Genomic DNA, 14901 nt, shown 5'->3' with positions numbered 1-14901 from the left:
CCCGGGTCGATCCTTTGCAATGTTGCGCGAATTGGTGCCAAAAGCGTACCGCAAAGTGAAGATCGACAATGAATGCGGCGCATTGCCAATCGATTCGCGCGCGGATTTAAGTGTCGGCTTCAAGCGGTTTTCCGTGCATCAAGGAACATCCCCGCTTGCCGGCACCACCATGGCCGGTCAGCGGCCCGAACGCAGCAGCGAATCCTTCTCGTTGGTCGTGCTGGTTGCGTTGGCTTTCTTGCCCGGCGCAAGCACGCCGGTCGAGAGCGACGTACCGAGCAGGATGACTGCGCAGCCGATCACCATGTTGAGCGTCAATTGCTCGCCAAGGAACAGGATGCCCCACAGCACGCCGAACACCGGGATCAGAAACGTGACCGACACCGCGCGCGTCGGCCCCACGTGTGCGACCAGGCGGAAAAAGAGGATGTAGGCGATGCCCGTGCACGCGATGCCCAGGGCGACCACGTGCAGCCATACGCTGCCCGTGGGCGTTTGCGCAGGCCACAGCCAGTAGGCCAGCGGCGCGAGCACGATGGCGGCGGCCAGTTGGCTGCCGGTGGCCACGGCCAGCGGTGGAACGCCGGTCAGGAAGCGCTTGGTGTAGCTGCTGGCCACGCCGTACAGCACGGTGGCCGACAGCGCCGCCGCTACTGCCACGCCGCCTTGTTTTGCATCGATGACAGACGACCCGCCCACCAGCACGATCACGCCGATGAAGCCGATCGCCAATCCCAACACGCGCAGTGACGACATCCGCTCACCCAGCCAGGTAAACGCGACGATGGCCGCAAACAGCGGCGCCGCAGCGTTCAGCACCGAGGTGAAGCCCGCCGTCAGCGTGAGTTCGGCATAGGCGAACAGGCAGAACGGGATGGCCGAGTTGAGGACGCCCACGGCCAGCAGATGCGGCCAGTGCGCGCGCAGGGTGCCCATGCCGCCGCGCCAGGCCAGCATCGGGACGAGGAAGCACGAGGCGATCGCCACGCGCAGCGCGATCAGCGCCACCGGCCCGAACGGCGGCGCAGCCACCCGCATGAACAGGAAGGAGCCGCCCCACAGGGCAGCCAGCGTTAGGAGTTCGAGCACATCGGAGCGGCGCATGAGGGTGGTCTCGCGAGTGTTGGGTGACGTTGCATGACGGAGATGTGCGCGCATTGTCCGCGCGATTGGCGTTTCATGCAGGCGCGAGCGCCAGCGTGCCCTGGCGATCATCGCCGGGCATGGGCAGGCGTTCGCCGACCTGCGCGGGATGGCCTTCGAGCCGCAGCAGCGCAGCCTTGCGCGGCAGCCCGCCGGCATAGCCCGTGAGCGCGCCGTCGGCGCCCACCACCCGGTGGCACGGGATGGCGATCGAGATCGGGTTGCGTCCGACAGCGGTGCCCACGGCGCGTGCATGCTCGCGCGTGAGCCCGAGGCGCGCGGTGATCTGGCCGTAGGTGGTGCGACTGCCGAACGCGATCTCGCACAGCAGGCGCCAGACATCCTGCTGGAACGGCGTACCTTCGGGCGCCATCGGCACGTCAAAGTCGTGCAGCCTGCCGGCAAAGTACGCCGTGAACTGCGCCTGGGCCTCCTGAATGACGGGCACATCCGCACCCAGCGACAGGCGCGCAGCATTCACGGGAATCGTCTTCTGGCCGGTGAAGAACGCGCCGGTCAGGTGGGTGTCGGTGGCGGTCAACAGCATGTCGCCGAGCGGACAGGGAAAGGTATGGCGGTACATGGCGTTCAGCTGGAAACGGTATCCGCAAGGGCATCTTCCCGGTGCCAGAGATGCATGGCGGCATAGGCGCGCCATGGCGCCCACGGTTCGGCGCGTTCGACCATGGCGCGGCGCGTGGGCAGGGCACCATCGCCGTTGGCGAGGCGTTTGCGCAGTACGTAGTCGCCCAGCGGAAACGCATTGGGCCAGCCCAGCGCGCGCATGGCGACGTACTGCGCCGTCCATTCGCCGACGCCGGGCAGCGCCTGCAACGCGGCCAGCGTGGGCGCAAGCGGCACCAGGGGTTCAAGCCGCAGGTTGCCGCCTTCGATGGCGCGGGCGAGTTCCACCACGGCAGCGGCGCGGCTGGCCTGCAGGCCGGTCTGCGCGGATAGCGCCTGCGGATCGACTGCGGCCAGCGCGGCTGCGGAGGGGAACGTCACCGACAGCCCGGACTGCCGGTCACTCGGCTGCTCCAGCGGCGCGCCAAACGCTGCCACCATGCGCGCCAGGATGTGCCGCGCCTGCACCAGCGAGATGACCTGCCCGGCGATGGCGCGCACCGCAATCTCAAAACCATCCACGGCGCCAGGGACGCGCAAGCCCGGGGTCTCGGCGGCGAGCGCGCCCAGATGCGCGTCCACCAGATCGGGCCGGCAATCGAGATCGAACAGCCGCCGCACGCGCGCCAGCACGGGCGGCATGGCATGCAGCAGGCTGGGTGATAGCGTGAGCGCCACCGCGTGGCGCTGCGGCACATTGCGCGCGTGCAGGGAGCCGGTGTGCCGTGCGCCGGCATAGTCCACCGCGATCGTGCGCGCGTAGCTGTCGTTGTTGACCACCTCCACGCCATCGATTGCGCGTGCTCGCAGGAATTCAAGCAACGCCCCCCATGCAAACGGCGGCCGGTAGCCGAGCATGAGCGTGGGGCCGTCTTCGGGGTGCGTTGCGGTTGTGCGAGACCGCAGGCGGGTCGGCGCAAAACCGTAATGCTCCATGAACCCGCTGTTCAGCCGCCGCACGCTGCCAAAGCCCGCTGCAAAGGCAATGTCACCGACAGGCATGGCGGTGTCCGTCAGCAGCCGCTTGGCGAGCAGCAGGCGCTGCGTCTGCGCATAGTCGATAGGCGAGACGTCGAACTCGGCGCGGAAGATGCGGCGCAGGTGGCGGTCGGTCACGCCCACCGCGTTGGCCAGTGCCGCCAGGTCGTGCTCCTGCAGGAAACCCTCGTCGATCATGCGGGCCGCTGCGCGCGCCAGGTTGGATGACATCTCGGCCAGGCTGTGTCCTGGTGCCAGTTCCGGTCGGCAGCGCAGGCACGGGCGGAAGCCCGCGTGCTCGGCGGCGGCGGCCGTGGCGAAGAAGCGGCAGTTCTTCTGCTGCGGCGTGCGGACCGCGCAAACGGGGCGGCAATATACGCCGGTGGAGGTCACGCCGACAAAGAACCAGCCGTCAAAGCGCCGGTCGCGCGACTGTACGGCGTGGTAGCAGGCGTTGTGGTCGAGGTGCATGGTGGTGATCGGGGGAGCTGGCAGCTAGTCTAGCCCTGTCGAGGTGGGCACGTTCGCCGGAAACGGACATCTCCCTCGATGCCGAGAAGTCGGTATATCGGCACAATGCAAGCACAACAACACATCGGGAGATCGGCATGTCCAAGACCATCGTCATTACCGGCGGCAGCCGCGGCATCGGCCGTGCCACGGCGGTGCTGTGCGCGCAACGCGGCTGGTCTGTTGCGTTGCAATATCGCGGCAACCGGCAGGCGGCGGAAGAGACGGTCGGTCTCATCGAACAGGCCGGCGGCCATGCGCTGGCCGTACAGGGCGACGTGTCGAGCGACGAGGATGTGATCGCACTATTCGAGGCGGCAGCGGGGCGCTTCGGGCCGCTGCATGGCGTGGTCAACAACGCCGGCATCGTGGCCGAGGCGCAGGACGTGGCCGACATGACCACGCACCGCCTGCGCACGATGTTCGAGACCAATGTGCTGGGCGCCTTCCTCGTGGCGCGCGAAGCGGCGCGGCGGTTGTCGACGTCGCGCGGCGGCGTGGGCGGCTCGGTGGTGAATGTGTCGTCGGCGGCGTCGCGGTTGGGCTCGCCGCACGAATACGTCGATTACGCCGCTTCCAAGGGTGCCGTCGATACGATGACGCTGGGCCTCGCGCGCGAACTGGCCCGCGACGGCGTGCGCGTCAATGCCGTGCGCCCCGGCCTGATCGAAACCGACATCCACGCCTCCGGCGGCCAGCCCGACCGCGCCCAGCGCCTGGGCGCCACCACGCCGATCGGCCGCGCCGGCACGCCGCAAGAGGTGGCCGAGACCATCGTCTGGCTGCTCTCCGATGCGGCGTCGTACGTGACGGGCGCGCTGCTCGATTGCAGCGGCGGCCGTTGAACTACCGCTCCCGACTTTTTCCCTCCGTTGGCGGGTCCGCAGCATCCCCAAATTGGGGGATGCGCGGGTCGGCGCCCGTTCTTACGATGGCGGCGGGACGTTGTGGTCAAAAGCAGTCACGGCACCCCCGGCACACGCCGACAGAGCGCCTCCGACCGAGTCAACGGGAAAACGCAGAATCAGCGAACGGGGTCCCATGCAGACAAAGCGCACCGGCCATGGTTTGAGCTACCGCGTGTTCGACAGCAGCACCAGGCACACGCTCTACACAGACATCTAAAAGCGGGGAGAAGCGCGATCCGGCAAGCTCTGCGCAGCGTCAAGACTGCGTGGAGCGGATCGGAAAGAAAGCGGTTGGGCATGCGTGACAGCATGCCCATTTTTGTTTGCGCTCAGGCGTCGGCGCCGGCGCGGAAGGTGTCGCACTGGCGCAGGTCGCCGGCGTCGAAGCCCTGGCGGAACCAGTGCATGCGCTGCTCCGAAGAGCCGTGCGTGAAGGCGTCGGGCGTGACGCTGCGGCCCGCGTTGCGCTGCAGGGTGTCGTCACCGATGGCGTGCGCAGCGGTGAGCGCCTGCTCCAGGTCTCCGCGCTCCAGCAAACCGCGCTGCTGCGCGTAGTGGCCCCATACGCCGGCCAGGCAATCGGCCTGCAACTCCAGCTTGACCGACAGCGCGTTGGCCGCCGCCTGCGATTTGCCCGCCTGCGCACGGCTGACCTTCTCCGACACGCCCAGCAGGTTCTGCACGTGGTGGCCGACTTCGTGCGCCACGACATACGCGGCGGCAAAGTCCCCCGGGGCGCCAAAGCGGCGGCGTAGCTCGTCGAAGAAGCCGAGGTCGAGGTAGACCTTGGTGTCCGCTGGGCAATAGAACGGGCCGACTGCCGAGGTGGCGTCACCGCAGCCCGAGCGGATGCCTTGGCGGAACAGCACCAGTTTGGGCGGCTGATAGGCGCGGCCGGCCTGCTTGAACAGTTGCGACCACGTGTCTTCGGTGTCGCCCAGCACGTGTGAGACCAATTGCTTGCTGCGGTCGTTGTCGGTCTCGCCGGTGGGGCGGGCAGGGTTGTGCGGGGCGGATTGCACGGGCGTGTTCTGCGATACCTGCATCACCATGCCCAGGATTTCCAGCGGGTTCTTGCCCATCAGCAAGCCCACGATGGCCACGACCGCAATGCCGCCGATCCCCAGCCGCATGCCGCCGCCCCCGAAGCCGCCGCCGCCCGAGGATTCGCGCTCATCCTCGACGTTGTTGCTCTCGCGCATGTCATCCCAACGCACGGTGTTTCTCCTTGATGGCAAGTCGGGCGTCACACCCGATAAACTTTGCAAAGTCTACCTGCTGTGTGTGCGTACGGGCATGGCGGCGGTCGCCGAAATCGTCTGCGGCCCAATGGCGGATGCGTGCTGGCAAAGGTTGACGGACGTTTGTGGCGACGCACAAAGCCCGGCACGAAACTTGTTAGCCAAGGCTGCTCATCCTCCGTTCAGCTGTCACACAGATGACATGCGGCGGTTTCCGAATCACGATCGGCAGGGGGTGACGCTGCCGATCCATGACCCTGAGTTCTTATCATGCGCCTGCCTGCTTCCATCACCGCTCAACCACCGGACCCCAAGGATGCGTCGCATTTCGCTGCCACACATGTGGATCCGACCCAGGTGTCGGATGCGGAGCAGCCGGCGGCGGAGCACGAGCCATGGTGGAGGCGCGTGTCGCGGGCGGTGGTGGGCGGCGCATTCAGCAGCGTGGCGGCCGCGTTGATTGCCGTCACAGGCGCCATCTACGTGGGGATGTACCACGCGCCGTGGGTGCAGAGCCTTGCGAGCCACAGGCCCACGGCCACCCAGGCCAGCGATGCGATGAGCGTAGCCGTGGCGGCCGGCCCCGCCAACGCCGCCACGCCGGGCGCGACTGCGGCATCGGCTCCTGCTGTGGCTGAAACGTCGCTGCCGCCCGACTCACCCGACCGCGTGGCTGCGGCGCGCGACCGGATGGAGCAGCGCGTCTACTCGCAAGTGCAGGCGCCGCGGGCCCGCACCGTGGCAGAACGCGAGACGATCGAAGAGGGCAGTGCGCCGGCTCCGGCCAAGGCGCGCCGCCACCATCGGGGCAACCGCTACACCCACCATGGCCTCGCGCCGTATAACGCAGCCTGGTACAAGGGCGCCTGAGTGCCATCACTGGGCGCCATCACACTCCGGCTCAGGCCATGCGTGCCATGCGCCGCTGGCGCAGCGCGATCACCGTCAGTGAAATGCCGCTCACCACGGCTGCGGTCAGCACGTAATAACTGGGCGCCAGCGTGTCGCCGGTCGTGTGGATCAGCCACGTGACGATGAATGGCGCGAACCCGCCGAACAGTGTCACGCCCAGGCTGTAGCCGAGCGACAGCCCCGTCGAGCGCACGCGCGTGGGGAAGATCTCCGACATCAGCGCCGGCATCGGGCCCGAATAGGCGGCTTTGAAGATGCCCGACACGGCTTGCAGCGCCAGCAGCGCGCCGATGGTCGGATGCGCGCGCAGCAGCGCAAACATCGGATAGATCAGCAGGATCATCAGCACCGACGTGGTGAGCATGATGCGGATGCGGCCGATGCGATCCGACAGCGCGCCCATCACCGGCGAGAGCAGAAACTGCAGCCCGCCATTGAGGACCACCACCCCGAATGACTGCGCGGCGGGCAGATGCAGCTGCTTGACGGCATACGTCGGCATGTAGAGCTGCAGCACGTACACCGACACGGTCGACTGCGCCACCACGCCCACCGCCAGCAGCAGGTTGCCCCACTGCGCCTTGAACGACGCTTGCGGGTCGACCGTCGTCTTCTTCTGTTCGGCGACGAACTCGGGCGTCTCGTCCAGGTGCCGGCGGATGTAGAAGCCGACCGGGCCGACCAGCAGGCCGAAGATGAACGGCAGCCGCCAGCCCCAACCCTCCAGGTCTGCCGGGGTGAGCGATGCTGTCAGCAGCGCACCGAGCCCCGCGGCAAGGATGGTCGCAATGCCCTGGCTCGCAAACTGCCAACTCGCGTAGTAGCCGCGCCCGCGCTTGCTGTGCTCGACCATGAAGGCCGTCGCGCTGCCGAACTCGCCACCCACCGCAAAGCCCTGCACGAGCCGCGCGAGCAGGATGGTGACCGGCGCGACGATACCGATCTGCTGGTAGCTCGGCATCACGGCAATCGCCAGCGTGCCGACGATCATCAACAGGATCGACAGCGTGAGCGCCGCCTTGCGCCCCTTCCGGTCGGCATACATGCCGAGCACGATCGCGCCCACCGGCCGCGTGATGAACGACACGCCAAAGCTGCCCACCGCAAACAGCAGCGACACCCACTCGTCATCCGCCGGAAAGAACAGCTTGCCGATGACGGATGCAAAGAAGCCGTAGACGAGAAAGTCGTACCACTCCAGCGCATTGCCGATCGACGACGAAATGACGATGCGGCGCGCGTGTGCAGACGTGAGTGGAGGATGCGAGGGCGCGGCAGCACTCGCCGCGATCGGGGCGGTCATGGTGGGGGTTCCTTTGGTGCCGGCCGGGATCGTTTTTATGGAAGCTGCAGTGCGTTGCCCGCCCGGTCCCACGGGTCAACGCGCTGGTGCGGCGGGAGCTTCGTCAGAAGCCCACCGCGTGGCCGTCGCGGCGGCTGTCGCTGGCGGCCACGTAGCCGTGGTCAGCGTCGTCCGACAGGCGCCAGATGAACTGGCCGGAGCCGAAGTCCATGTACGGATCGGCGATTGATTCAAGTTTGTGCCCACGCGCTTCCAGCGCCGCTACCGTGTCGGCGTTCATGGTCGCTTCCACGTCGAGTGTGAAGTCGCGGTTGACCTTCCAGCGCGGTGCGTCGCACGCGGCCTGCGGCTGCTGCTTGTAGTCCAGCATGCGCACGAGCGTCTGCAGATGGCCTTGCGGCTGCATGTCGCCGCCCATCACGCCGAAGCTCATCTGCGGCTGGCCATCCTTGGTGAGGAACCCCGGAATGATGGTGTGGAACGGCCGCTTGCCGCCTTCCACCACGTTGGCCGAGCGTGCACCCATCGAGAAGCCGAACCCGCGGTTCTGCAGGCTGATGCCCGTGCCCGGCACCACCACGCCCGAACCGAAGCCCATGTAGTTGGACTGGATGAACGAGACCATCATGCCGTTCTCGTCGGCGGCCGTCAGGTACACCGTGCCGCCGGCGCGCGGCATGCCGAAGGTGGGCACCTGTGCGCGGCCCATGTCGATCAGCCTGGCGCGCGCATCGAGGTACGCATCGTCGAGCATCTGCTCCGGCGTGACTTCCATGCTGCGCGGATCGGCCACGTACTTGTAGAGATCGGCAAACGCCAGCTTCATCGCCTCGATCTGCAGGTGCTGCGAATCGGCAGAGTCGACGGGCATGGACGCCACGTCGAAGCGGTCGAGAATGCCCAGCGCAATGAGCGCGGCGATGCCCTGGCCATTCGGCGGGATCTCGTGCAGGTCGTAGCCGCGGTAGCCCTTGGTAATGGGCTTGACCCACTCCGGGCGATAGTCACGCAGGTCTTGCGCCGTCATGCCGCCGCCGCATTCGCGCGAGTAGGCGGCGATGCGCTCGGCGAGTTCGCCTTCGTAGAAGTCGCGGCCGTGGGTCTGGCCGAGGCGGCGCAGCGTGGCAGCGGCATCGGTCAACTGGAATTTCTCGCCCACTTCCGGCGCGCGGCCGTGCGGCATGAAGGCCTGTGCGTAGCCGGGCTGGTCGTGCAGCGCGGGGATTGCCGCGGCCCACTTGTGCGCCACGATGGGCGAGACGGTGTAGCCGCGTTCGGCAATCTCGGCGGCGGGTTCCAGCACGTCGGCAAACGGCAGCTTGCCGAAGCGCTCGTGCAGTGCGGCCCAGGCAGACACTGCGCCGGGCACCGTCACCGTGTCCCAGCCGCGCATCGGACGCTTCGGGGCGCCGTTGGCGTCTTCGCCGTACTTCTTGCGGAAGTAGTCGAGGTTCCACGCCTGTGGCGCGGTGCCGGAGGCGTTCAGACCATGCAGTTGCTGGCCGTCCCACAGGATGGCGAACGCATCGCTGCCGAGGCCGCACGAGACGGGCTCGACCACAGTCAGCATGGCCGCCGCGGCGATGGCCGCATCCACGGCGCTGCCGCCAGCGAGCAGCATGCGCAGCCCGGCCTGCGCGGCCAGCGGGTGCGAGGTGGACACCACGTTGCGCGCAAACAGCGGAATGCGCACGGTGGGATAGGGGTTCTGCCAATCGAAGCGGTGGGACATGGTGCTCAAGCGGGATGGATTTGAGCGTCGATTATTTGCCTCGCACAGGATTTAATAAAGTTAAAATTCATTTGATCTTGCTTAAGAAAATCTTGTTGGTTCGCATGTGAGCACCGTTCGCTTTCTTCGCACCTTTGTTGCCGTGGCGCGCCATGGCTCGTTTGCCGCCGCCGCCGAGCGTGTGGCGCTCACGCAGGCTGCCGTCAGCCTGCAGATGCGCGCGCTGGAGGCCGAACTGCGCCGGGACCTGTTCGACCGGTCGGGGCGCACCGTCACGCTCAATGCGCACGGCCGCGCGCTGCTGCCGCAGGCCGAGCACCTGCTGGGCCTGTACGACGCCATGCGCATCGGCGACGAGCCCCAGACGGCGCTATCCGGCGCGGTGGCGATCGGGGCGGTGGTGTCGGTCATGGGGTCGCTTGCGCATGCGGTGGCGGGGCTCAAGCAGGTGCACAAGGGGCTCGACGTCAAGCTCATCACCGGCAAGTCCGGTGAACTGGCCGAGCAGGTGGAGGCGGGCGACCTGGACGGCGCGCTGGTGGTTGAGCACCTGGAGCGGCTGCCGGCCAACTTGGCGTGGCATCCGCTCTACACCGAGCCGCTGGTGGTCGTGGCGGGGCGTCACACGCGCGGGCGCGCCGAGGAAGTCCTGCGCACGCATCCGTTCTTGCGCTTCGACCGCACCGTGCGCACCGGCGCGCTGATCGACCGCGCCCTGCGCAAGACGCACATGGCGGTCAACGAGTTCATCGAGGTCAATTCGATCGAGGCGATTGTCGAGCTGGTGCGCCAGCAGGTGGGCGTGACGCTGGTGCCGCGCCTGCGCCGTGCCAGCTGGGAGAGCGATCCCGCCCTACGCGTGCTCCCCATGCCGCCGCAGACGCCCGTGCGCACGGTCGGCATGATCGAGCGCCGCGAGCACGTGCGGCACGGTGTGATTCAGGCGGTACTCGATGCGCTCGAAACTACACTTAGCAGTTCCAGCGGCTAGACTGCAGACACTCAACCCTGTCCGGAGGACGCAATGAACGCAAGCATCGAACGTTGGCGCAACGAGCTGATTCTGCTCGCCCGCATCCTGATGATGGTGCTGTTCGTGATGTCCGGCTGGGGCAAGCTCATGCATTTCCAGGGCACCGTGGGCTACATGGCCAGCACCGGGGCGCCTCTGCCGACCGTAGCCGCCGCGGTTGCCGTCGTGATGGAGTTTGGCGTGGGCATCGCCTTGCTGATCGGCTTCTGGACCCGGCCGCTGGCCATTCTGATGGCGTTTTTCGTGCTCGGCACGTCGTTCATTGCCCACAGCTACTGGGATATGGAAGGCGCCATGGAAGCCGCCAACAAGATCCAGTTCTACAAGAACCTCAGCATCATGGGCGGGCTGTTCCTGCTCGCTGCCGTGGGGCCGGGGAAATACGCGGTGCAGAAGTCGTAGTGGGTGCGCTTAACGCAGCGAGCGCTGCACCAGCACTACCACGGCCAGCACGCCACACACCACCGCAAACCAGCTGAAGAGCTGCGTGCCGGCCAGCAGCGTGGCCTGCCGGTCGATCTCGGCCGACAGGCTGGCCAGCCGTTGCGGCGTGAGCGGGCCGGCGGCCTGCAGATCGGACGTGAAGCGCGTGACGTGCGCGACGATCAGCGAGCGTGACTCTGCCTGCTGTGTCTGCAGCGACACCGCTGCGAGCCCCGTGCCCACCGCCGTGGCGAACTGGCGTGCGATGTTCTTCATCTGGTAGCCGTGCGCGAAGTCTTCGCGGTCCAGATCGAGGTAGGTCATCATCGCCACCTGGATCATCACCGCGCCCGGCGTGATGCCCTCGAGCATCGACACGGGGAAGAACGCGTAGTCCGGCGCGCCCGGCATCAGGCTCGTGCCCAGCAGCAGCGCCGCCGCCGCATACACGGCAAAGCCGATGGCGATGAAGCGGCGCTTGCGGAAGAAGAACGGCAGCCAGATCGTCATGACCACGGCAACCACCGTCGACACGGCACCGCTGATCATCAGGAACAGCGTGGTGGTGCGGAACGTGAAGCCCAGGCCGCCTTGCGACACCGCCGGAAACAGGTACGACCAATACCCGCTCATCAGGTAATACACGCCGTAGAAGCCGATGCCCCACAGGTAGCGGCGGCCGTTCAGGCGCGAGAGGTCGAGCCACGGATCGGGGTGCGTGCGCAGGCGGTGAATGGCCAACAGCAGCGAAGCCGTACCGCCGAGCAGCAGCAGCGGAATGAGAGGCGAAGCCGTCAGCCGGCTGTAGCGCAGCTCCGACAGGCCCATCAGAAACGACAGCGCGCCGATGGCCATGGCGCCCACGCCAACCCAATCCCACTGGCTGTCTTCCGGCGGCGATTCGTCAGGACGGCGGGCGGCGCGCGTGCGCGGCTGATGGTGCTCGGGCGGCAGGAAGAACATCGCCATCCACGCGAATCCGGCCAGCGCCAGTTCGATCCAGAAGATCACGCGCCACTCGCTGTATTCGAGCACCTCGGCGCAGATCCACGGCGCAATGGTGGTCAGGCCGAACAGGCCGACGCTGAACATCATCATCGGCGGGATGCGCTCATCGGGCTCGGCCGTGAGCTGCACCAGAATGCGCGACGCTGAGAAAAGGCCGCCCGCACCGAGCCCCTGGATCGTCCGCCCGATGACAAGCTCGCCGATGTTGTTGGACTGCGCGCAAACCACGCAGCCGATGGCAAACAGCACGATCCCCACCAGGGAGTACATCCGGTAGCCCACGTGCGCGGCAATGCGGCCGATGGCCAGGTTGGCCACCACTGCCGCCACGGCATAGGCGGTGACAGCGTACAGATACGCCTCGGGGCTCGCATGCACGCCGCCCTGGATGTGCTGGCCCGCCACGGCGAACATCTGCGAAGAGACGAAATCGAGGCCCGTAGACAGGCCCAGCGCCAATCCGAATGCATGGACGCGCGCCGAAGAGAAATGCGGAAACGCCCGCAGAGAAGCAGGCCGGAGGATTTGCAGCGACATGTGCCCGAGCATAAACTTGGCCGCCAGCCGGATAAACGGCCAACTTTAGGAACACTGTCCAGTCATGCGAACAATGGAGTGGAACGACTGGGAAACCTTCTGCCGCGTGGTGGAAGCCGGCAGCTTCACCGCAGCCGCCGAGGCCCTGGGCATCCCCAAATCGACCGCCAGCGCCGCCGTATCACGGCTGGAAGCCGCCCTGGGCGTGCGGCTCATGACCCGCACCACGCGTCAGTTGCGGCTGACCGAAGCGGGTTCGCACTTCTACGACGACATCGCCCCACTGTTCGAGCGTCTGCGTGAAGTGCACGCCGACACCACCGCCGCCAGTGAAACCGTGGCTGGCACGCTGCGCATCGCCGCGCCGTACGAGGTGGGTGCGCAGCACCTGACCGAGCCCGTGTGCCGCACGCTGGAGAAATATCCGCACCTGCAGATCCAGGTGCACATCTCATGGGAGCAGCCCGACCTGCTGGCCAGCGGCTACGACATCGTCTTCGTGATGGTCGACCAGGTGCTGCCGGATTCCTCATTGGTGGCGCGCCGCGTGGTGCTGATCCCGCGTGGTTTGTACGCGTCGCCGACATTGTTGGCGGAACGCCCGCCGCTCAAGACGCCCGCCGATCTGGCAGGCTGGCCGTGTTTGTCCGGCCCCGATGATGCGAGCTGGGCCTTCCGCCCTGTCGGCGACCCCACGGCCGAGCCGATCGAAGTCCCCATCCAGCCGCGTCTGCAGACGTTGAATGCCGAGATGCGCGCGCGCGCTGCCGTGCGCGGCCTGGGCGTGGCGCGCATGGCCCGCGCCGTGGGCGATGCCGAAGTCGCCACCGGCCGGCTCGTGCGCGTGCTGCCCGATTTCGAACTGACGGCGTTGCGCGTGTACGCACTGATGCCTGCGCGCAAGCTGGTGCCGCGTAAGGTGCGCGTGTTTCTGGATGCGCTGGAAGCGGAGGGCGCTTCCGCCACACCGGCGTCTGCAAACCCGGCCTAGCCGAAGAACGGCGCCGGATGTCACAATCGGCGCTTTCCCATTCGGATGTGAGGACGGGCGACGATGCGTCTGCGCCAGATCGAAGTCTTCCGCGCTGTGATGCTGGTCGGGACCGTCAGCGAGGCGGCGCGCATGCTGAACGTGTCGCAGCCCGTGGTGACGCGTGTGCTGCAGCATACCGAGCTGCAGCTCGGCTTCCGCCTGTTCGATCGCACCAAGGGCCGCCTGCAGCCCACCGCCGAAGCGTTCGAGCTGTTCAGCGAGGTCGAGCGCCTGTACCAGGAGGTCGAGCGCGTGCGGCGCGTGTCGGCCAATCTGCGTCACAAGGGGGCGGGGCGATTGCGCGTGGCGGCCACGCCCAGCCTGGCGCCGAGCATTCTCGCGCCCGCCGTGCGGCGCTTCTCGCAACGCCATCCCGATACGCTGGTGCGCGTGTTCACGCACCACACCGCCGAGATCGTGCAGGGCCTGCTCTCGCAGGACATCGACGTCGGCTTTGCGTTTGCGCCGCCGGTGCACCCGGCCATCAGCACCACGCCGGTGGCGCAGGGCCGCATCCTGCTGGCGGCGCCGCGCGCGTGGGTTGGTGGCAAGACGGATGGGCGCGCGCTGCACAAGCTCATTGCCGAAAAGCCGTTCATCGGGCTGGAAGATCAGATCTCGCTGGGCTCGCTCGTCGGGCAGACGCTGGCGCGCGGTGGGCTGGCGCCGCAGTCGACACTGGAGGTGCAGACGTATTCGCTGGCGCGCTCATTGGTGGAGGAGTCGCTTGGCGTGACGATGCTCGATCAGTTCACGGCGGCCACCGGCAGCATGGACCGCATCGCGCTGTTCGCGCTGGAGCCCGCGCAGACGTTCGACGTGCGCGCCATGCGTGCCGAGCATCACGCGCCGTCGTCGCTGGCTGACAGTCTCGTGCAGTGCTTTGCCGAAGCCGCGCGTGCGCTGTCCGATGAGTTGCCGCGGCGCGTGGAACCCACGCCATTCGTGCTCAGCCCCGCCGCCGCAGAAACGGACGACACCGCGGACTAACTTTTCCGCCGCCCGTGCGTCTAACCGGCTTCCGATGACGAAGCCAAGGAGACCGATTGATGCGTCGCATTGCAACCGCAGTGATGTTTGGCATGGCGCTGGGCGCCGGCGTGTTCAGTGGCATCGCCACCGCGCAGCAATCGCCGGTGCCGGGCATGTCGCCCGCCGATCTGAACACCGCGCTCGACTTTGCCAAGGCGGGCCTGGACAAGGCCATCGACCAGGCGCGCGCGTATTCCGCGCTGTCCCCGCGCGACATGCGCGACGTGCGTTACACGTGCGAGAGCGGCAAGACGCTCTCCGTGAAATACATGACGGTGGGTGAAACGCCGCTGGCCGCCATGACGCTCAACGGCAAGACGCTGGTCTTCGCCAATGTGATGGCTGCCTCGGGTGCCCGATATGCGTCGGGCCCGTACGTGTGGTGGACGAAGGGCCCCACCGGCTTTCTCGCCGATGAGACCCTGCCCGGCAACCGCAATCCGCTTTACCGCAATTGCAACGAGACGACGCAGTAGCCGGCCAG

14 protein-coding genes are annotated in these 14901 nt (G+C 67.2%); 7 read left to right on the top strand and 7 right to left on the bottom strand.

Going from position 1 to position 14901, the window contains the following annotated elements:
* Positions 1-177: 177 nt before the first annotated feature.
* The 3 genes from NG900_RS17095 to NG900_RS17085 form a co-directional block, all read right to left on the bottom strand.
* Positions 178-1104, bottom strand: a complete 927-nt coding sequence (locus tag NG900_RS17095) for a DMT family transporter (RefSeq protein WP_252682557.1) — start codon at positions 1102-1104, stop codon at positions 178-180.
* 73 nt (positions 1105-1177) lie between these two features.
* The gene (locus NG900_RS17090; protein WP_252682556.1) at positions 1178-1726 is read right to left on the bottom strand and encodes a methylated-DNA--[protein]-cysteine S-methyltransferase; all 549 of its coding nucleotides are present in this window, start codon (positions 1724-1726) and stop codon (positions 1178-1180) included.
* A gap of 5 nt (positions 1727-1731) precedes the next feature.
* On the bottom strand, positions 1732-3216 hold the full coding sequence (locus NG900_RS17085; RefSeq protein WP_252682555.1) for a DNA-3-methyladenine glycosylase 2 family protein: 1485 nt from the start codon (positions 3214-3216) through the stop codon (positions 1732-1734).
* A gap of 137 nt (positions 3217-3353) precedes the next feature.
* Here NG900_RS17085 and NG900_RS17080 point away from each other — a divergent pair, with 137 nt between their 5' ends.
* Positions 3354-4100 (top strand): SDR family oxidoreductase, encoded by a 747-nt coding sequence (locus tag NG900_RS17080; protein ID WP_252682554.1) that lies wholly within the window; start codon positions 3354-3356, stop codon positions 4098-4100.
* 392 nt (positions 4101-4492) lie between these two features.
* Here the strand turns inward: NG900_RS17080 and ypfJ are convergent, their stop codons facing one another.
* The gene (ypfJ, locus tag NG900_RS17075) at positions 4493-5380 is read right to left on the bottom strand and encodes a KPN_02809 family neutral zinc metallopeptidase (RefSeq protein WP_252682553.1); all 888 of its coding nucleotides are present in this window, start codon (positions 5378-5380) and stop codon (positions 4493-4495) included.
* Positions 5381-5674: 294 nt separating this feature from the next.
* Between ypfJ and NG900_RS17070 the strand changes: the two genes are divergently transcribed.
* On the top strand, positions 5675-6274 hold the full coding sequence (locus NG900_RS17070; RefSeq protein ID WP_252682552.1) for a hypothetical protein: 600 nt from the start codon (positions 5675-5677) through the stop codon (positions 6272-6274).
* A gap of 31 nt (positions 6275-6305) precedes the next feature.
* On the opposite strand, the gene NG900_RS17065 is transcribed toward NG900_RS17070, so the two are convergent.
* The gene (locus NG900_RS17065) at positions 6306-7619 is read right to left on the bottom strand and encodes an MFS transporter (protein ID WP_252682551.1); all 1314 of its coding nucleotides are present in this window, start codon (positions 7617-7619) and stop codon (positions 6306-6308) included.
* Positions 7620-7722: 103 nt separating this feature from the next.
* Positions 7723-9351, bottom strand: a complete 1629-nt coding sequence (locus NG900_RS17060; RefSeq protein WP_252682550.1) for a gamma-glutamyltransferase family protein — start codon at positions 9349-9351, stop codon at positions 7723-7725.
* Between the two features lie 106 nt (positions 9352-9457).
* Here NG900_RS17060 and NG900_RS17055 point away from each other — a divergent pair, with 106 nt between their 5' ends.
* Positions 9458-10342, top strand: coding sequence for a LysR family transcriptional regulator (locus NG900_RS17055; RefSeq protein WP_252682549.1), 885 nt, complete (start codon positions 9458-9460; stop codon positions 10340-10342).
* Between the two features lie 33 nt (positions 10343-10375).
* Positions 10376-10786: a DoxX family protein gene (locus tag NG900_RS17050; protein WP_252682548.1), complete on the top strand. Its 411-nt coding sequence runs from the start codon at positions 10376-10378 to the stop codon at positions 10784-10786.
* A gap of 9 nt (positions 10787-10795) precedes the next feature.
* Here NG900_RS17050 and NG900_RS17045 read toward each other — a convergent pair whose 3' ends face one another.
* A complete protein-coding gene (locus NG900_RS17045) occupies positions 10796-12352 on the bottom strand; it encodes an MFS transporter (RefSeq protein WP_252682547.1) in 1557 nt (518 codons plus the stop codon).
* Positions 12353-12425: 73 nt separating this feature from the next.
* On the opposite strand from NG900_RS17045, the gene NG900_RS17040 reads away from it, so the two are divergent.
* From NG900_RS17040 to NG900_RS17030, 3 genes are all read left to right on the top strand, one after another.
* Positions 12426-13343 carry a LysR family transcriptional regulator gene (locus NG900_RS17040; RefSeq protein ID WP_252682835.1) on the top strand — a complete coding sequence of 306 codons (918 nt, stop codon included), beginning with the start codon at positions 12426-12428 and terminating at the stop codon, positions 13341-13343.
* Between the two features lie 63 nt (positions 13344-13406).
* Positions 13407-14375 carry a LysR family transcriptional regulator gene (locus tag NG900_RS17035; RefSeq protein WP_252682546.1) on the top strand — a complete coding sequence of 323 codons (969 nt, stop codon included), beginning with the start codon at positions 13407-13409 and terminating at the stop codon, positions 14373-14375.
* Positions 14376-14434: 59 nt separating this feature from the next.
* A complete protein-coding gene (locus NG900_RS17030; RefSeq protein WP_252682545.1) occupies positions 14435-14893 on the top strand; it encodes an MliC family protein in 459 nt (152 codons plus the stop codon).
* The last annotated feature ends 8 nt before the right edge of the window (positions 14894-14901 follow it).

The sequence above is a fragment of the Ralstonia soli genome (assembly GCF_023955655.1).
Taxonomy (GTDB): Bacteria; Pseudomonadota; Gammaproteobacteria; order Burkholderiales; family Burkholderiaceae; genus Ralstonia; species Ralstonia soli.
This window is presented reverse-complemented; position numbering and strand designations above follow the sequence as displayed.